The following is a 16,012-nucleotide window of genomic DNA, read 5'->3' as shown; positions in this document are numbered from 1 at the left end:
CGGCGCTACCGGTCAATGCAACCGCGGCATCGGCCCGCCCAGGTCGATCAGCTTCTCGCGCAGCCATTGCGCATCGCTGGCGTCCGGGTTGCGCTTCAGGTACTGCCCCAGGTCATGCCGGGCGCCGACCAGGTACTCCAGCTGCAGATAGGCCAGGCCACGGTCGCGCAGGGCATCGTCCTGTTCCGGGGCCAGTTTCAGCAGGCGGTCGGCACTGCGCGCGGCACGGTCCCATTCGCCGGCTTCGGCATAGACGCCATGCAGGTTGCGCAGCATGCGGATCAGGATCGCCCGGCTCGGCGCCGGATCCAGGATCTGCGCCAGCACCTGGTCGTCCGGTGCCTGCCCGCCCAGGTGTGACTTGGCGCGTTCGCGCAGCTCGTCCACGTCCAGCGGGCGACCGCCATTGAACGGGTCCATCACCAGCACCCCGTCGTCCACGGGCAGGCGCACCAGGAAATGGCCGGGGAAGGACACCCCGTCCAGCGGAATGCCCAGCCGCCGGGCCACTTCCATCTGCACCAGGGCCAGCGAGATGGGATTGCCCAGGCGCCGTTCGAATACCTGGTTGAGGTAGCTGTTGCGGGGGTCGTAGTACTGCTGGTGGTCACCGCTGTAACCCAGCTCGTCGAACAGGTGGCGGTTCACCGCGGCCATCTTCATCGGCCAGCGCTCGATCGTGTCCACTTCGGCGCGCAGGTGATCGACATGGCTCTGCACCAGCGCCTCGTACACGCCGGGTTGAAGATCGGGGTATTCATCGCGCGCGATCAGCAGCGCGGTCGGCAACAGTGGCAGCGCCTCGTCATCGAGGTCGGCCAGTGCATCCCAGTCGGGGAGTGTGATCCGGTCCTGCATGGCCACAGACTGGCGGCAATCGCAGGCGGTTTCAAGCGGTGCGGCGTGAATTCCGCATGTCGTTGTTGCCCTATCCACGCATGGCGTGGACCTACCGTGTCGACCAAGGTCGACACCTACCAACAGCACAAGGAATCTGTCAGAGGCGGGGCGGTGTGGGCTTGCAGGACCGCAGGCGCCATGGATGGCGCCTACGAGCCCCCACGGATGGGTTTACGGCGTGTCCTGCAAGCCCACACCGCCCCGCCATCCCTCGGCCGCCCAGCTCTTGCCGTTGATGTTGATTCGGCGGGTGCCGGGCGCAGCCCGGCCGTCCCTCAGTTCTCGATGCCCGGGCCGAAGGTCAGTGCGGTGCCGTCCTTCAGCTTCAGCTTTTCCGCCTGGCCCGCATTGAGCTCCAGCACGTAGCGGGCCGGGCCGCTGCTGGGGTAGGGCGGGCAGCGGTCGCCGGCCGAGCAGGGCGGCACATCGCGCTGCTGGCTGACCAGCCGGCGCTGGCTGTCGAAGTACAGGATGTCCAGCGCGATCCGGGTGTTCTTCATCCAGTACGCCTGCATCTCCTCCTGCTCGTGCACGAACAGCATGCCGTGGTCGGCCGGCATCTGGTCGCGGAACATCAGGCCGCGGGCGCGGGTGTCATCGTTGGTGGCCAGCTCGACCTTGTAACGGGCGCCGTCCAGCTCCACCCAGTGGCGGGCGGCATCGGTGGCACAGCCGGTCAGGGCCAGCAGCGGAAGCATCAGCAGCGAACGCAACAGCGACATCGTCAGGGTCCTTCGCAGGGGTCAGAGCACGACCGGCGGTTCACCGCCGACAATCACCACATCGGCGCGGCGGCGCGCGAACAGGCCCACGCAGACCACGCCCGGCAGCTGGTTCAGCTCGCGCTCCAGCTTTTCCGGATCGGTGATCTGCAGGTTGTGGATGTCCAGGATCTGGTTGCCGTTGTCGGTCACCACACCCTCGCGCCAGGTCGGCTGGCCGCCGGTCATGTCGCGGATCTGTCGGGCCACCAGGCTGCGCGCCATCGGAATCACTTCCACCGGCAGCGGGAAGTTGCCCAGCACCGGCACCTGCTTGCTGGGATCGACGATGCAGACGAAACGCTCGCTGGCCTCGGCGATGATCTTTTCGCGGGTCAGCGCCGCGCCACCGCCCTTGATCAGGCACTTGCCCGGATCGCACTCATCGGCGCCGTCCACGTACAGCGACAGGTTGCCGGTGTGGTTCAGCTCGATCACCTCGATGCCGTGCTGCTTCAGGCGCGCGGTGCTCTGTTCCGAACTGGATACCGCGCCCTTGATGCGGTGCTGGATGCGGGCCAGCGCATCGATGAAGTAGGCCACGGTGGAACCGGTGCCGACCCCGACGATCATGCCGTCTTCGACGTATTCGATGGCTTTTTCAGCGGCCAGGCGCTTGGCTTCGGACATGGGAGAACTCTCAGGCAGGGAATCAGGATTTCTTTTCCAGCGACAGCAGCAGCTTCCACTGCGGGGCCGTGACCGGGAACACCGACAGGCGGTTGCCCTTGGCAACCAGCGGGAAGCCTTCGCCGAGTTCGTCGGCGTGCAGCTTGATCTCGTCCAGCGCGATCACCTGCGGCAGCTTGCGGTCGAAGGCCACGTCCACCAGCATCCAGCGCGGGTTCTCGCGCGTGCTCTTGGGGTCGTGGTAGTCGGATTCCGGGTCGAACTGGGTGTCGTCCGGGTAGGCCGGGCTGGCCACCGTGGCCAGGCCGACGATGCCGGGCACCTTGGTATTGGAGTGGTAGAACAGGATGCCGTCGCCCACCTGCATGCCGTCGCGCATGAAGTTGCGCGCCTGGTAGTTGCGCACGCCGTTCCAGGGCTCGACCTTCACCTTGGCCAGGTCATCGATGGAAAAAGCGTCCGGTTCGGACTTCATCAGCCAATAGCGCTTGCGGGCGGTCATGCGTTCACGGGGGCAGCGGAGGGGAACAGGGTGCCGTCTTCGGTGCAGATCGCATCCACCGGCACGTCCCACGACGCCACCGGCAAGGACTCGACCTGCTGCGCGGCGAACGCGGCACCCACCAGCCAGGGCGGTGCCGGCCGGTCGTGGCGGAAGGCGAAGCTGCGATCATACCAGCCGCCCCCCATGCCCAGCCGCCGGCACTGCGCGTCGAAGCCCACCAGCGGGGTGACCACCAGCGCCATCTGGCTGGCGTCCAGGGTGTCGGCCACGGCCACATCGGGCTCGGGAATGCCGTAGCGGTTGCTGGTCAGGGGCTGGCCCGGCCGCCACGGCGCAAAGCGCAGCACATCGCCGGCCAGCACCGGCAGGCAGTAGGCCACGGTGTCAGGCAACTGCAGTTGCCAGCGGTGCAGGGCGATCTCGCCATCCAGCGCCCAGTAGCCGGCCACGGCGCCTTCGCGCGGGGCGAACGGCAGGGCCAGCAGGGCGTCGGCCAGCGATTCGGCAGCCGCAATGCGGATGGGCGCGGAAAGTGCGCGGCGGCGTTGCCGCAGGTCGTGGCGCAGGGCCTGGCGCGGGTCGGTCATGGCAGGTGGCGGCAGGAAACAGCGGCCATTGTGCCGGAAAGAACAAGGGCGACGCCCGAAGACGCCGCCCTTGCTGGAATATTGCATTCTCCGCAATGTCGATGCATGCGAAACGACCTTGAACCCGGGGGCTCAAGTGGGAACGCTGGAGAACCATCGGGCTTCCCGCTACAAGGCGGACCTGCACTCCCGGCGCTGTCGCGCTCCCGGTGTCGTTCTTAAGGGACAAGGCGAATGTTTGCACATGCCGTCGAGTACCGCAGAGAACGCGTGGCCATTATAGCCAGCGTGCACGATCTGGATAGGCCGTTCGTCGGCAACAGTCCGTGCCAATTCAGATATGAGAAGACGCGTTGTGCGCGTTGCTCACACGCTGCTATCGATCGCGCGGTCCAGGCGCCGGTTCAGATCGGCCAGCGTCTGCTGCAGGGCCACCGCCTGGCGCGCGTTCTCGTCGCGCAGCAGTTGCAGCTCGTGGGCCAGGTTCAGTGCGGCCAGCACCGCCACCCGATCAACAGCGGCCATGCGGTTGCTGCCGCGGATCTCGCGCATGCGTGCATCCAGCAGGCGCGCGGCGGCCATCAGGCTGTCGCGTTCATCGCCGCCCACGCCCACGGTGTATTCACGATCGAGGATGCGGACACTGACCGGTTCTGCGCTCATGTGTGCTGCTCCAGGGATTTGAGCCGGCTGATCATCGCTTCCACCCGCGAGCGGGCCTGTTCGTTCTTGGCCAGCAGGGTGGACCGCTCGGCCACCAGCTGTTCCTGCTGGTGGCGCAGGCTGCGGTTCTCCTCGGCCAGGCGCTGGTTGCGCTCCAGCAGCGCTTCCACGCGGGCGGCAAAAGCCTGCAGCTGGGCAAGGGGGTCGGCGGGTTCCATGCCGCACGATAGGCAAGCCGGGTAAGGGCGGTCAAGCGTTGTCGCAGCAGGGCCGGACTGCCACGAGGACGACCCGGTTGGGTTGCTACACTACAGGGCTCACGGGCGCGCGCGTGCGCGCCCCAGGTTTCCCTTACGAACGAGCCGCACGATGACCGAACTTCCCTCCGTCGACGACGTTTCCCGCGCCAGCCAGGAACTGGGCCTGGGCGCCACCGCTGCCGAGCTGCATGGCGGCCTGTGCGGCTGGCTGGCCGCCGGCGGCGCCCCCGGCAACGACTGGCCGGCCCGCGTGCTGGCCGACGACAATCTGGCCCCGGTCGCCCCCGGCAGCGCGCTGGCGCAGCTGCTGGAAGCCACCATCAAGCAGCTGGAAGACCGCGATTTCGCCTTCGAACTGCTGCTGACCGACAACGACGACGTGGCCGCGCAGGCCGATGCCATGTTCAGCTGGACCCGTTCGTTCCTGGGCGGCTTCGGCCTGGGCAGCGGCGGCCGCCGTCCCACCCTGTCCGAAGAGGGCGAGGAAGCCCTGACCGACATGGCCAGCCTGGCGCGTGCCTCCAGCGAGGATTTCGAGGCCGGCGGTGAGGACGATGACGAGGCGCTGTCGGAAATCGAGGAATTCATCCGCGTGGCGGTGCTGCTGCTGCACGGCGATGTGGTGCTGGCCGCGCGCCACCGCCAGCGCCTGAACTGATGGATATCAAGCAGCGCACCGGCATTGCCGCCGGCGAGTACAAGCGCCGCCGCCGCCAGCTGATGGACATGGCCGGCGACGATGCGATCCTGGTCCTGCCGGCGGCCTCGGAGAAGGTGCGCAGCCTGGATACCCATTTTCCGTTCCGCCAGGATTCGGATTTCCAATACCTGAGCGGCTTCCCGGAACCGGAGGCGGTGCTGGTGCTGATTCCCGGCCGCCGCCACGGCGAAGCCATCCTGTTCTGCCGCGAGCGCGATGCCGAGCGCGAGGCGTGGGATGGCAGCCGCGCGGGCCAGGACGGGGCGGTGGCGCACTACGGCATGGACGATGCCTACCCGATCGATGATCTGGACGACATCCTGCCCGGCCTGCTGGAAGGGCGCTCGCGCGTCTATTACCACTTCGGCCGCGAAGCGGATTTCGACCTGAAGCTGATCGGCTGGGTGAACCGCGTGCGGTCGCAGGTACGCCACGGCGCGCAGCCGCCGCACGAGTTCCTGGAGCTGGGCCACCTGCTGCACGAGCAGCGCCTGTTCAAATCCGGTGCCGAAGTGGCGTTGATGCAGCATGCAGCGCAGATCAGCGTGCGTGCGCACCTGGCGGCGATGCACGCGGCCAGGGCGGGCATCCACGAATACGAACTGCAGGCCGAACTGGAGCGGGTGTTCCGCGCCAGCGATGCCGTTCCCGCGTACTGCAGCATTGTCGGTGCCGGTCGCAACGGCTGCATCCTGCATTACCGCGACAACAACGCGCGCTCGCGCGACGGCGAACTGGTGCTGATCGATGCGGGCGCCGAATACCGCGGCTACGCCAGCGACATCACCCGCACCTTCCCGGTGAACGGTCGCTTCACTGCCGAACAGCGCGCGCTGCACGATCTGGTCGGTCAGGCGCAGGCCGCCGCCATGGCGCAGGCGCGCCCGGGCGTGGCCTACGAGACCGGCCATCTGGCCGCCGTGCAGACCCTGACCGAGGGCCTGCTGCGGTTGGGACTGCTGAAGGGCACGCTGGAAAAGAACCTGGCCGAAGGGCTGTACCAGCGTTTCTACCGGCACAAGACCGGGCACTGGATCGGTCTGGACGTACACGATGTGGGCGACTACCGGCTGGCCGGCGAATCGCGCCTGCTGGAGCCGGGCATGGCCTTCACCATCGAACCGGGCCTGTACATCGGCGTGGACGACACCACGGTGGAACCGCGCTGGCGCGGTATCGGCATCCGCACCGAGGATGACGTGCTGATCACCGACGACGGCCATCGTGTGCTGACCGAAGGCCTGGCGCGCAGCGCCGACGAGATCGAAGCGGTGATGGCGGGTTGAGCGGGACTGCGTAGAGTCGAGCTTGCTCGACTGAAGCAACGGCAACGGCCAAAGCAAGAGCGGCATTCCGTGGGATGGCGGGGCACTGCGGGTTTGCGGGGACGCCGTAAACCCGTCCATGGGTGCTTGGTCGCCGCATCCATGCGGCTCACACCCCGCAAACCCGCAGTGCCCCGCCTTCGACAGGTTCACGCGGCTGTTGGTAACGGCGATTCTTGGAACGTGCGGTGTTGGTTCACGCGGCCGTTGGTAGGTGTCGACCTTGGTCGACACAGAGCGAGCGCAGCGAGCGACCCGCTCTTGATTTTCTTTTCTTTTCCGTGGCTGGACGCGCACGGAAATTGTCCGTGGCCGGGCGGATGGGGTGCGCAGGGGCGTGAGCCGCATGGATGCGGCGACCGAGCTTACATGGATGTACTTGCAGCGTCCCCTGCGCAGCCCATCCGCCCGGCCAGATATCAGTAATCCCGCCGCACCCAGCGCCCAGCCACGAGGGGCTCAGCCGTTGGCTGCCGCAAACTCCGGGCGGGTCAGGTTGTCCGCGTTGCCTTCGGTGCACAGCACTTCGTCTTCGATGCGGATGCCACCGTAGGGGCGGAAGAAATCCACACGGTCCCAGTTGATCGCATCGCCATGGCCGGCTGCCTTCACTTCGTTCAACAGCATGTCGATGAAGTACAGGCCCGGTTCGATGGTCACCACCATGCCCGGTTCCAGCACGCGGGTCAGGCGCAGGTAGGGGTGGCCGGCCGGGCGCTCGATGCGGCCGCCGTCTTCGCCGGCCGCGAAGCCGGCCACGTCGTGTACCTGCAGGCCGATCAGATGGCCGATGCCGTGCGGGAAGAACGCGGCGCTGACGCCGGTTTCCAGTGCGGTCTGCGGCGAAACCTTGATCACGCCGAAGTCCTTCAGCACGCCCATCAGCGACAGGTGCGCGTCCACGTGCAGCTGCTTGTAGTCGAAGCCGGCGCGCACGGCCGCGCACATCTGCTGCTGGGCCGCGTCCACCGCATCGATCATCGCGGCGAACTCGTCGTGGCCGTGCGCGGCGTAGGTACGGGTGATGTCGCTGGCGTAGCCGAGGGCGCTGGCGCCGGCATCGATCAGGAAGCTGCGCAGCGGCTGCGGTGCCTTGCGGCCGAGTTCGGTGTAATGCAGCACGGCGGCGTGTTCGTTCAGTGCCACGATGTTGCCGTAGGGCAGTTCGTTGGCATCCTGGCCGACGGCCTGGCAGTACGCCATGTGGATGTTGAATTCGTCGGCACCGTTGCGGAAGGCGGCCTCGGCCGCGCGGTGGCCACGCACGCCCAGCACCTGCGCCTGCCGCATCAGGGCCACTTCATACGGCGTCTTGTAGGCGCGGTGCCATTCCAGGTAGTTCAGCACCGGCGCCGGGTTGTTCGGCACGTAGGCGCCCAGCGCGCTCTGCGGCTCACCCAGGATCGCGCAGCGGGCCGGGTTGGCCGGCAGCAGGGCCAGCGCCTCGTCCGGCGTGCGGATGATGTGGATGTCGAAGTGCTCCACCCACCAGCCGCTGGGGGCATCGGGCACCACGTGCCAGTAGTCGAAGGGCTGGTGGAAGATGACCGCCGGGCGCTTGCCGGGGGTGAACACCACCCAGCTGTTGGGCACGCGGGTAAGCGGCAGCCAGGCCTTGAACTGCGGGTTCACCGCATACGGGTAGTCACGATCGTCGAACACCTGGTAATGCAGGGTGCCGCTGGGCACCACCAGATGGTCGAAACCGCCGCGCGCCAGCGCCTGTTCGGCGCGTCGGCACAGCACGGCCAGGTGGTCGGAATACAGGGCGCCGGGGTCTTGCTGGATCATTGCGGTGGCTCGACACGGAAAACGGCCTTAGATTCTGCCGCATACGGCGAAAAACCGCTGTGCCGGAACCGGCACTCAGCCTGTCGAAACCGGCGCCTGATCGTTGTCTTCGCCGATCCAGCCGCGCAGCAGCTGGCGGTGCTCGCGTGACAGGGTCAGGAAACGGAAGCCGGCCCAGTGTTGGCCCGGTACGTGCGCCGGCTCGCTCCACAGCAGGTGCACGCCCACGTCGATGGTTTCATTGCGGCCATCGCCCAGCGCCAACGGGAAGCGCAGCTGGTACAGCGCATCCTCGCGCAGGCCGGTGCTGGCCAGCATCAGCATGCCGGTTTCGGAAACATTGCCCAGCCGGCCGATCACGGCGTCGCGCATCTGGTCGGTCACCGGCACCAGGTCGGCTACCTGCCGGCGCGGGGCGCGGCGAGTATCCACGGGCGGTTGCGTGCTCATGCCTTGGGCTCCGGGTTCAGGCGGCTGGCCAGCGAACGCAGCGCCGACAGGCTGGCCTGCCAGGCGCGGTCCACCAGGCGGCCCTTTTCTTCGGTGACCAGCTGGGCCTGGCCGCCGGCCATCTGCCGCGCCAGCGTATCCAGCGTGGTTTCGCCGGTCTTCTGGCCACGGGCGTTCACCAGTAGCACGTGCCCGGTCAGCAGGCTGTACCAGGACAAGCGCTGGCGCCGTTGCGCACCGTCGCCCACGTCGATGTCGAACCAGCTGCCGAAGGGCAGGGTGACCAGCTGCTGGTAGCAGGCTTCCTCGCTGTCGCTGCGCGCGCTGCGCCCGGCGTCGGCCTGGCTGTCGGCGCTGCCGTCGTTCTGTTCGCCCAGGCGGGCGCGCGCTTTCAGGCGCGCGCTCAGTTCCGTGCGCGAGGTGCTTTCGTCTTCGCCGCCCGGGGTCGCCAGGCGACGGGCCACGGCGGCCGCTTCGTCGGCGTGGTAGCCCACCTGCAGCAGCGCCGCTTCCACATCGGCGGCCAGCGGTGCGTCGGTCATGCCGGCCGCGCTGGCCGGTGCGGCGGTGACCGTGGCGATGCGCTCGGTCTGCTGCAGGCGCTCGCGCCATTGCGGCGAATCTTCGCCGTGGCGCAGGCGGGTAAGGGTGAGGGCATCGGCCCAGGCCTGGCGCAGCAGGGTCTGCACGAAGCGCGGCGGCTGCGTGGCCTGGCACCACTGGTCGATCTGGGTGGTGGCTTCGCGCCGGGCCAGTTCCAGCCGTTCCTTGCCGCGTGCGGCTTCCACGTGGCGGCGTTCGGCCAGTTCGGCGCGGTGCGCGGCGGCGCGCTGGTGCTGCTGGATTTCCTCGTTGGCGGCGGCAAATGCTTCCGGCGTGCGCGCATCCTGGCCCAGCAGGCCCTGCACGCTCTGCGCCAGCCGCTGCAGCAGCTGCGGGTCCACGTCGTCGTCGCCCAGCCAGCGTGCGCCGGCTTCAGCCACGGTGTTCAGCAGTTCGCGCGCCGGGTGTTCGTCGCGCACGAAGAAGGCCGGGTCGGCCATGGCGGCGCGGGCCAGCGGTACCTGCAGGCGCGCCAGCAGGGCCGCGGGCACCGGGTCGGGCCGTTGTTGCTGCTGGACCTGCTGCAACAGCAGCCGCAGCAGGTCCAGGTTGTCGCGGTCGTGCCCGGCCAGTTGTGCCTGCGCGCCATGTTCGCTGCGCAGTTGGGCCAGCAGGGCGCCCTGCAGGTCGGTCACGCTGGTGGCGGCGCTGGCCTGGCCCTGCAGGCGTGCCAGCACGGCATCCACCGCGGCGGTGGGCAGCGCGGTCGGTTCCAGGGCAAGCGGCTGCGCCGGCAGGCGGCGGGCCTGCTGCAGCAGTTCGTGCAGAACGGTGTTGGCCGGCACGGTCAGCCCGGCGGCCGCCGCATCGGCGCCGGCAAAGGCGTCCTGCATCAGGTTCGACCACGAACCGGCCGGTGCCGAACCACCCCAGCCGGTCATCGGGGTCACCGTGCGCGGCGCGGGGCGTCCGCTGCGTTCGTGGCCGACCGAGCGGGTGATCACCCGGCGGGTGGCCGACGAGCGTGCCAGATAGGGGGTGTAGACCAGGCCGGGCAGCACGCCGTGCTGGGCCAGCAGCGCGTTGGCGCGGTCCAGGGTATCGCCCAGGCGTTCCAGGCACTGGCGCTCGAAGCTGCGGTACAGCGCCAGCTGCACCTCCATGCTCAGGCCATCGCGTTCAGCCAGGCGACGTACCATCGCGCACAGCGCCTGCGGTGCCAGCGGCAGCGTTTCCGCATCGAAGGCCGGCGCGGCGGCCAGCACGCCCATGCGCTGGCCCAGCAGGTTCAGCGCATTGGCCGAGCGCAGGGTTTCCCTGCGCACCATTTCGACCAGCAGCAGGTCGCGGTCCACCTCGTGTTCGGCAACCAGCGACAGGCCCATCATGGCCGGCAGCGGCGGCGGCGTTGCCGGCGCCGCGGGTGCTGCGGCTGGTTCGCGCAAGCGCACCAGTGCATCGGTCAGGGCATCGAGCATGCGCTCGCTGAAGTGCCCGGCGAAGGCGTGCAGTTGCCCGCGCTGGGCCAGCAGGTCGGCCTGCTGCTGCGGATTGCGCGCGTGGTCGGCGTCGTGCAGCAGGGTCTGTTCCAGCGCCTCCACCGTCAGGATCAACGGCGCGGTGAGGGTGTGGTGGCACAGGCCGATCAACGCGCCCAGCACCTCGCGTACCCGCGGTGGCAGGTCGGCGGCGGCCAGGCGCGCGGTGTCCGCGCTGGACAATGAAAAAACGGCAGACATCGACGAGGGGTTCCGGATTCCCGCGGATCGTTACGGCAATCTACCGTGTCGGCAGGGCAGGGCGCCAGCCGCCGGGCATTGCCTGGCGCCATCCAGAGCGCCCGATCAATCTTCCAGGAACAGACTCACCACATCGTTGGTGAAGCGCCGGCCCAGCTCGGTGGGCTGCACATGGCCGTCGGCCACCTGCAGCCAGCCGCGCTGGCGGGCCTGGGCGAGCGGGGCGTCCAGCACGCTGCGTGGCAGGCCGGTGCGCGATTCGAAATCGCGCAGGCTGAAGCCTTCGTGCAGGCGCAGCAGGTTCAGCATGTACTCGAACGGCAGGCGCTCGGCGGCGATCACCTCGTCACCGCCGAACGAGGCCGGGGTGCCGGCGCTGTCCAGGTAGGCCTGCGGGTGCTTCACCTTCCAGCGCCGCAGCACGTGTTCTTCGGCGCCGGAACTGATCTTGCCGTGCGCGCCGGCACCGATGCCCAGGTAATCGCCGAAGCGCCAGTAGTTCAGGTTGTGCGCGCTCTGCCGACCGGGGCGGGCATAGGCGCTGACCTCGTACTGGCCGTAACCGGCCTGGGCCAGCAAGGCCTGGCAGTGCTCCTGCATGTCCCAGGCGTTGTCTTCATCGGGAATGCCCTGCGGCGGCCGCGCGAAGAACACCGTGTTCGGTTCCAGGGTCAGCTGGTAGTGCGAGATGTGCGCCGGCTGCAGGGCGAACGCGCGTTCCAGGTCGGCCTCGGCGCCGGCCAGGGTCTGTTCGGGCAGCGCGTACATCAGGTCGATGTTGAAGTTGTCGTAGCCCGCGTCCTGGGCCATCTTCACCGCGCGCTCGGCCTCGCCACTGTCGTGGATGCGGCCCAGTCGCTTCAGCGCGGCATCGTCGAAGCTCTGGATGCCGAAGCTGAGCCGGTTCACGCCTGCCGCGCGGTAGCGGTCGAAGCGCCCGTGTTCGGCGGTGCCCGGGTTGGTTTCCAGGGTGATTTCGGCATTGGGCGCGAAGCGCAGGCGCGCGCTGGCCTGCTGCAGGAAGCGATCGATGGCCTCGGGCGGGAACAGGCTGGGCGTACCGCCGCCGAAGAACACGCTGTGCACCACCCGGCCCCAGACCAGCGGCAGATCCTGGTCCAGGTCGCGCAGCAGGGCGTCGATGTAGGCCTCGAACGGCAGCTCACCCTTGGCCTGGTGCGAGTTGAAATCGCAGTACGGGCATTTGCGCACGCACCAGGGCAGGTGCACGTACAGCGACAGCGGCGGCGGCACCAGCCGCACCGGTGCGGGGTGGCCGTGGTCGCCGTCGCAGGCTTCGCCGGGCAGGTGGTTGCAGTGATCGTGGGCGTGGGACATGACGGCAGAACTACGTGCGGGTGTGGGTCAGAGAGCGGCAGCCAGCTGCAGCTTCAGCCGCTGCAGGGCCAGTGCGCGGTGGCTGATCGCGTTCTTCAGCGCCGGCTCCATTTCCGCGGCGGTCAGGCCGTGGGTGGTGTCCAGGAACACCGGGTTGTAGCCAAAACCATTCGTGCCGCGCAGTTCGCGGATGATCTGCCCTTCCCAGCGGCCTTCGCAGATCAGCGGCTGCGGGTCGGTGGCGTGGCGCAGCAGCACGATCACCGCATAGAAACGCGCGCTGCGCTGGCCATCGGGCACCTCGGCCATGGCCTGCAGCAGCTTGGCGTTGTTGGCCGCCGCGTTGGTCGGGTGGCCGGCATAGCGCGCGCTGTACAGGCCGGGCGCGCCGCCCAGGGCATCGACGATCAGGCCCGAATCATCGGCCAGCGCCGGCAGGCCGGTGGCCTCGCAGGCGGCGCGTGCCTTCAGCAGCGCGTTCTCGACGAAGGTCAGGCCGGTTTCGTCCACATCGCCCAGGCCCAGCTCGGCCGCCGAGGTGATCTGCAGCGGCAGGTCGGCCAGGATCTCCTGCATTTCCACCAGTTTGCCGGCGTTGTGGCTGGCAAGCACGAGCGTCTTCATGCGCGGGGCTCCAGCAGGTCCCAGGTGTTGCCGTACAGGTCGCGGAACACCGCAACGGTGGCATAGGGTTCTTCGCGCGGCGCTTCCAGGAATTCCACCCCGGCGGCCAGCATGGCGGCGTGGTCGCGGCGGAAATCGTCGGTGTTCAGGAAGAAGCCGACGCGGCCGCCGGTCTGGTTGCCGATGCGGCTGCGCTGCTCCTCGTTGCTGGCGCGGGCCAGCAGCAGGGCGGCGGCGCTGCCGTCGGTCGGGCCGACCACCACCCAGCGCTTGCTGCCCTGGTCGATGTCCTCAAGCAGGGCAAAGCCCAGCTTGCCGGTGTACCAGGCAATGGCTTCGTCGTAGTCGGCCACCACCAGGGTGGTCAGGGCGATGCGACGGTTCATGCCGACAGCGCCGCCTGCTGCGCGGCCAGCAGTTCGCCCACGCCCTTTTCGGCCAGGCCCAGCAGCGCATCCAGTTCATCGCGGCGGAAGGCATGGCCTTCGGCGGTGCCCTGCAGTTCGATGAAGCCGCCGCCATCGTTCATGACCACGTTCATGTCGGTGTCGCAGTCGCTGTCTTCGGCGTAATCCAGGTCCAGCACCGGGGTGCCGCGGTACACGCCCACCGACACGGCAGCCACCGCGCCCAGGATCGGGTTGCGCTTGATGTCGCCGCGCTTCATCAGCACGTTCACCGCATCGACCAGGGCCACGTAGGCGCCGGTGATGGCCGCGGTGCGGGTGCCACCGTCGGCCTGCAGCACGTCACAGTCCAGGGTGATGGTGCGTTCGCCCAGCGCGTTGCGGTCCACGCAGGCACGCAGGCTGCGGCCGATCAGGCGCTGGATCTCCAGCGTGCGGCCGCCCTGCTTGCCACGCGCGGCTTCACGGTCGCTGCGGGTGTGGGTGGCGCGCGGCAGCATGCCGTATTCGGCGGTCACCCAGCCTTCGCCCTTGCCGCGCAGGAAGCCGGGCACACGGTTTTCCACGCTGGCGGTGCACAGCACGCGGGTTTCACCGAAGCAGACCAGCACCGAGCCTTCGGCGTGGCGGGTGAAACCGCGTTGGATGACGACCGGACGGAGCTGGTCGGGCTGGCGGCCACTGGGGCGGGCATCGGACATGGTGCGAATTCCCTGGAGGGTAAGACAGGCAGGTACGCCGCCATGCCCGCACCCGTCAGGGGCAGGCAGGGAGGCTCGAATAGGGCCGCTAGGGTACCATTCCCCCTTTGAGAGCATCGGAAACGCTGATGATTCGAAGCATGACGGCCTATGCCGGTGGCGAGCGCGCCACGGCCTGGGGCACGCTGGGCTGCGAGCTGCGCTCGGTCAACCACCGCTTCCTGGAAGTGGGCACCCGCCTGCCCGAGGAACTGCGTGCGCTGGAACCGCAGCTGCGCGAACGCATCGCCGCGCGCCTGAGCCGCGGCAAGCTGGACCTGGTGATGCGCCTGCGCGCACCCGAAGCCGCCGCCAGCCTGCAGGTGAACGAAGCGCTGCTGGGCCAGCTGGGCCAGTTGGCGCACCGCCTCACCTCGGATTTCCCCAACCTGCAGGTCAGCTTCACCGAGCTGCTGCAGCTGCCGGGCGTGACCCAGGGCGAGGCCACCGATGCCGCCGCCCTGCAGCTGGAAGCGCTGGCCCTGCTGGAGCAGGTGCTGGACGGCTTCGTGGCCGCCCGTGAGCGCGAAGGCGACAAGCTGGCCACCGCCATTGCCGAGCGCGTGGACGCGATCGAGCGCATCGCCGCCGAAGTGCGCACGCTCATTCCGGCCATTCGCGACGGGCAGCGCGCCAAGCTCGCTGCCCGCCTGGCCGACCTGCCGCACCCGGTCGACCCCGGCCGCGCTGAGCAGGAACTGGTCATGTGGCTGCAGAAGCTGGACGTGGATGAAGAGCTGGACCGGCTGGGCAGCCACATCGTGGAAATCCGCCGCGTGCTGAAGCAGCGCGAGCCGGTTGGCCGCCGCCTGGATTTCCTGCTGCAGGAATTCAACCGCGAAGCCAACACCCTGGGTTCCAAGTCGGTGGACAGCCGCACCTCCAACGCGGCGGTGGAACTGAAGGTGCTGATCGACCAGATCCGCGAACAGGTGCAGAACATCGAATGAGCAGCCAGCCCACCCCCATCGGCGCGCCCGCGCGCGGCACCCTGTACATCGTGGCCGCGCCGTCCGGCGCCGGCAAAAGCAGCATCGTCAACGCCACCCTGGCACGCGACCCGCAGATCGCGCTGTCGATCTCCTTCACCTCGCGCGCCATGCGCCCGGGCGAAGTGAACGGTGAGCACTACCACTTCGTCAGCGCGGAGAAGTTCGAGGAAATGATCGCCGCCGGCGATTTCTTCGAGCACGCCTGGGTGCACGGCGACTGGAAGGGTACCGCCCGGCAGTCGGTGGAACCGCAGCTGGCCGCCGGCCAGGACGTGCTGCTGGAGATCGACTGGCAGGGCGCGCAGCAGGTGCGCCAGCTGGTGCCCGGCACGGTGACGGTGTTCATCCTGCCGCCGTCCAAGCAGGCCCTGCAGGACCGCATGCGCAAGCGCGGCCAGGACAGCGAGGCGGTGATCGCCCAGCGGTTGGGTGCGGCGCGCGAGGAAATGCTGCACTTCAACGACTTCGACTACGTGATCGTGAATGAAGTCTTCGACACGGCAGTGAACGAGCTGTGCGCCATCTTCACCGCCAGCCGCCTGCGCCGGGAGGCCCAGAAGGTCCGCCACGCCGGCCTGATCCAGGCCCTGCTGACCCCGGATTCGGGCGCAACTGACTGATTCCAAAAGGCTCCGTCAGGGGTTGGCTTGATTTTGTCCAGCCCCTGGCCGTACACTCCGTCCCCTTTCCCTCATTCGACTGAGCGGCCGACCGGTCGCCGGGAGCCCGTATGGCCCGCATTACCGTAGAAGATTGCCTGGAAGTCGTTAACAACCGTTTCGACCTGGTCATGATGGCCTCCAAGCGCGCCCGCCAGCTCGCCAATGGCGTGCAGGCCACGCTGGACAACAGCGAAACCGAAGACAAGCCGACCGTGCTGGCGCTGCGCGAAATCGCCGCCCGCAAGATCGACAACGCGCTGATCGACGAAGTCGAGAAGGCCGAGCGCGAGCGTGCCGAGCGCGAAGCGCTGGAATGGGCCGCCGCCGAAGTGGTTGCCGACGAAGACATGTCCAAGAACGACGATTGATCGCATCGATCAAGGTCATTGCTGGAC

At 68.4% G+C, this 16,012-nt stretch carries 19 protein-coding genes and 1 other RNA gene; 5 read left to right on the top strand and 15 right to left on the bottom strand.

The features are described 5' to 3' along the window. Positions 1-12: 12 nt before the first annotated feature. The 8 genes from C1933_RS16000 to C1933_RS15965 form a co-directional block, all read right to left on the bottom strand. Positions 13-858, bottom strand: coding sequence for a SirB1 family protein (locus C1933_RS16000; RefSeq protein ID WP_108754045.1), 846 nt, complete (start codon positions 856-858; stop codon positions 13-15). Between the two features lie 317 nt (positions 859-1,175). Further along, a complete protein-coding gene (locus tag C1933_RS15995; protein WP_108750990.1) occupies positions 1,176-1,622 on the bottom strand; it encodes a DUF192 domain-containing protein in 447 nt (148 codons plus the stop codon). Positions 1,623-1,643: 21 nt separating this feature from the next. Further along, entirely contained in the window at positions 1,644-2,291 is a 648-nt protein-coding gene (rpiA, locus tag C1933_RS15990; protein ID WP_108754044.1) for a ribose-5-phosphate isomerase RpiA, read from the bottom strand. 22 nt (positions 2,292-2,313) lie between these two features. Beyond that, complete coding sequence (locus tag C1933_RS15985) at positions 2,314-2,793, bottom strand: EVE domain-containing protein (protein ID WP_108754043.1); 480 nt, start codon at positions 2,791-2,793, stop codon at positions 2,314-2,316. Next, positions 2,790-3,383: a 5-formyltetrahydrofolate cyclo-ligase gene (locus C1933_RS15980; protein ID WP_108754042.1), complete on the bottom strand. Its 594-nt coding sequence runs from the start codon at positions 3,381-3,383 to the stop codon at positions 2,790-2,792. Before C1933_RS15980 ends, C1933_RS15985 begins: the two co-directional genes overlap by 4 nt. Positions 3,384-3,466: 83 nt before the next feature. Next, positions 3,467-3,652, bottom strand: a non-coding RNA gene (ssrS, locus tag C1933_RS15975) — 6S RNA. Between the two features lie 97 nt (positions 3,653-3,749). Further along, positions 3,750-4,046 carry a cell division protein ZapA gene (locus C1933_RS15970; protein ID WP_108750986.1) on the bottom strand — a complete coding sequence of 99 codons (297 nt, stop codon included), beginning with the start codon at positions 4,044-4,046 and terminating at the stop codon, positions 3,750-3,752. Beyond that, on the bottom strand, positions 4,043-4,264 hold the full coding sequence (locus C1933_RS15965; protein ID WP_079223080.1) for a TIGR02449 family protein: 222 nt from the start codon (positions 4,262-4,264) through the stop codon (positions 4,043-4,045). Before C1933_RS15965 ends, C1933_RS15970 begins: the two co-directional genes overlap by 4 nt. A gap of 151 nt (positions 4,265-4,415) precedes the next feature. Between C1933_RS15965 and C1933_RS15960 the strand changes: the two genes are divergently transcribed. Then, entirely contained in the window at positions 4,416-4,964 is a 549-nt protein-coding gene (locus C1933_RS15960; RefSeq protein ID WP_108750985.1) for a UPF0149 family protein, read from the top strand. A gap of 5 nt (positions 4,965-4,969) precedes the next feature. Continuing rightward, positions 4,970-6,292: an aminopeptidase P N-terminal domain-containing protein gene (locus C1933_RS15955; protein WP_108754869.1), complete on the top strand. Its 1,323-nt coding sequence runs from the start codon at positions 4,970-4,972 to the stop codon at positions 6,290-6,292. Positions 6,293-6,790: 498 nt separating this feature from the next. On the opposite strand, the gene pepQ is transcribed toward C1933_RS15955, so the two are convergent. The 7 genes from pepQ to rph form a co-directional block, all read right to left on the bottom strand. Continuing rightward, the gene (pepQ, locus tag C1933_RS15950; RefSeq protein ID WP_108754041.1) at positions 6,791-8,122 is read right to left on the bottom strand and encodes a Xaa-Pro dipeptidase; all 1,332 of its coding nucleotides are present in this window, start codon (positions 8,120-8,122) and stop codon (positions 6,791-6,793) included. Positions 8,123-8,197: 75 nt separating this feature from the next. After that, on the bottom strand, positions 8,198-8,572 hold the full coding sequence (locus tag C1933_RS15945) for a PilZ domain-containing protein (protein ID WP_108754040.1): 375 nt from the start codon (positions 8,570-8,572) through the stop codon (positions 8,198-8,200). Next, positions 8,569-10,854: a DUF1631 family protein gene (locus C1933_RS15940; RefSeq protein WP_108754039.1), complete on the bottom strand. Its 2,286-nt coding sequence runs from the start codon at positions 10,852-10,854 to the stop codon at positions 8,569-8,571. The genes C1933_RS15945 and C1933_RS15940 overlap by 4 nt, the downstream gene beginning before the upstream one ends. A 105-nt stretch (positions 10,855-10,959) precedes the next feature. Then, positions 10,960-12,192, bottom strand: coding sequence for a radical SAM family heme chaperone HemW (gene hemW / locus C1933_RS15935; RefSeq protein WP_108754038.1), 1,233 nt, complete (start codon positions 12,190-12,192; stop codon positions 10,960-10,962). Between the two features lie 27 nt (positions 12,193-12,219). After that, on the bottom strand, positions 12,220-12,816 hold the full coding sequence (gene rdgB, locus C1933_RS15930; RefSeq protein WP_108754037.1) for an RdgB/HAM1 family non-canonical purine NTP pyrophosphatase: 597 nt from the start codon (positions 12,814-12,816) through the stop codon (positions 12,220-12,222). After that, positions 12,813-13,202, bottom strand: a complete 390-nt coding sequence (locus tag C1933_RS15925; protein WP_108754036.1) for a VOC family protein — start codon at positions 13,200-13,202, stop codon at positions 12,813-12,815. The genes rdgB and C1933_RS15925 overlap by 4 nt, the downstream gene beginning before the upstream one ends. After that, positions 13,199-13,924, bottom strand: coding sequence for a ribonuclease PH (rph, locus tag C1933_RS15920; protein WP_108750979.1), 726 nt, complete (start codon positions 13,922-13,924; stop codon positions 13,199-13,201). Before rph ends, C1933_RS15925 begins: the two co-directional genes overlap by 4 nt. Before the next feature lie 128 nt (positions 13,925-14,052). Between rph and C1933_RS15915 the strand changes: the two genes are divergently transcribed. From C1933_RS15915 to rpoZ, 3 genes are all read left to right on the top strand, one after another. After that, positions 14,053-14,913, top strand: coding sequence for a YicC/YloC family endoribonuclease (locus C1933_RS15915; RefSeq protein ID WP_108754035.1), 861 nt, complete (start codon positions 14,053-14,055; stop codon positions 14,911-14,913). After that, positions 14,910-15,575, top strand: a complete 666-nt coding sequence (gene gmk / locus C1933_RS15910) for a guanylate kinase (protein WP_108754034.1) — start codon at positions 14,910-14,912, stop codon at positions 15,573-15,575. The genes C1933_RS15915 and gmk overlap by 4 nt, the downstream gene beginning before the upstream one ends. 110 nt (positions 15,576-15,685) lie before the next feature. Beyond that, positions 15,686-15,985, top strand: a complete 300-nt coding sequence (gene rpoZ, locus C1933_RS15905) for a DNA-directed RNA polymerase subunit omega (protein WP_108750976.1) — start codon at positions 15,686-15,688, stop codon at positions 15,983-15,985. Positions 15,986-16,012: the final 27 nt, after the last annotated feature.

The organism is Stenotrophomonas sp. ZAC14D2_NAIMI4_6 (genome assembly GCF_003086875.1).
Taxonomy (GTDB): domain Bacteria; phylum Pseudomonadota; class Gammaproteobacteria; order Xanthomonadales; family Xanthomonadaceae; genus Stenotrophomonas.
Note: the sequence above shows the minus strand (reverse complement) of the source record. Positions and strands in the feature narration are given on the sequence as shown.

What these genes read in the sequence shown, in the direction of transcription:
- C1933_RS16000 (WP_108754045.1), bottom strand. Translation starts at nt 858, where the DNA reads ATGCAGGACCGGATCACACTCCCCGACTGGGATGCACTGGCCGACCTC.
- C1933_RS15995 (WP_108750990.1), bottom strand. Translation starts at nt 1,622, where the DNA reads ATGTCGCTGTTGCGTTCGCTGCTGATGCTTCCGCTGCTGGCCCTGACC.
- rpiA (WP_108754044.1), bottom strand. Translation starts at nt 2,291, where the DNA reads ATGTCCGAAGCCAAGCGCCTGGCCGCTGAAAAAGCCATCGAATACGTC.
- C1933_RS15985 (WP_108754043.1), bottom strand. Translation starts at nt 2,793, where the DNA reads ATGACCGCCCGCAAGCGCTATTGGCTGATGAAGTCCGAACCGGACGCT.
- C1933_RS15980 (WP_108754042.1), bottom strand. Translation starts at nt 3,383, where the DNA reads ATGACCGACCCGCGCCAGGCCCTGCGCCACGACCTGCGGCAACGCCGC.
- C1933_RS15970 (WP_108750986.1), bottom strand. Translation starts at nt 4,046, where the DNA reads ATGAGCGCAGAACCGGTCAGTGTCCGCATCCTCGATCGTGAATACACC.
- C1933_RS15965 (WP_079223080.1), bottom strand. Translation starts at nt 4,264, where the DNA reads ATGGAACCCGCCGACCCCCTTGCCCAGCTGCAGGCTTTTGCCGCCCGC.
- C1933_RS15960 (WP_108750985.1), top strand. Translation starts at nt 4,416, where the DNA reads ATGACCGAACTTCCCTCCGTCGACGACGTTTCCCGCGCCAGCCAGGAA.
- pepQ (WP_108754041.1), bottom strand. Translation starts at nt 8,122, where the DNA reads ATGATCCAGCAAGACCCCGGCGCCCTGTATTCCGACCACCTGGCCGTG.
- C1933_RS15945 (WP_108754040.1), bottom strand. Translation starts at nt 8,572, where the DNA reads ATGAGCACGCAACCGCCCGTGGATACTCGCCGCGCCCCGCGCCGGCAG.
- C1933_RS15940 (WP_108754039.1), bottom strand. Translation starts at nt 10,854, where the DNA reads ATGTCTGCCGTTTTTTCATTGTCCAGCGCGGACACCGCGCGCCTGGCC.
- hemW (WP_108754038.1), bottom strand. Translation starts at nt 12,192, where the DNA reads ATGTCCCACGCCCACGATCACTGCAACCACCTGCCCGGCGAAGCCTGC.
- rdgB (WP_108754037.1), bottom strand. Translation starts at nt 12,816, where the DNA reads ATGAAGACGCTCGTGCTTGCCAGCCACAACGCCGGCAAACTGGTGGAA.
- C1933_RS15925 (WP_108754036.1), bottom strand. Translation starts at nt 13,202, where the DNA reads ATGAACCGTCGCATCGCCCTGACCACCCTGGTGGTGGCCGACTACGAC.
- rph (WP_108750979.1), bottom strand. Translation starts at nt 13,924, where the DNA reads ATGTCCGATGCCCGCCCCAGTGGCCGCCAGCCCGACCAGCTCCGTCCG.
- C1933_RS15915 (WP_108754035.1), top strand. Translation starts at nt 14,053, where the DNA reads ATGATTCGAAGCATGACGGCCTATGCCGGTGGCGAGCGCGCCACGGCC.
- gmk (WP_108754034.1), top strand. Translation starts at nt 14,910, where the DNA reads ATGAGCAGCCAGCCCACCCCCATCGGCGCGCCCGCGCGCGGCACCCTG.
- rpoZ (WP_108750976.1), top strand. Translation starts at nt 15,686, where the DNA reads ATGGCCCGCATTACCGTAGAAGATTGCCTGGAAGTCGTTAACAACCGT.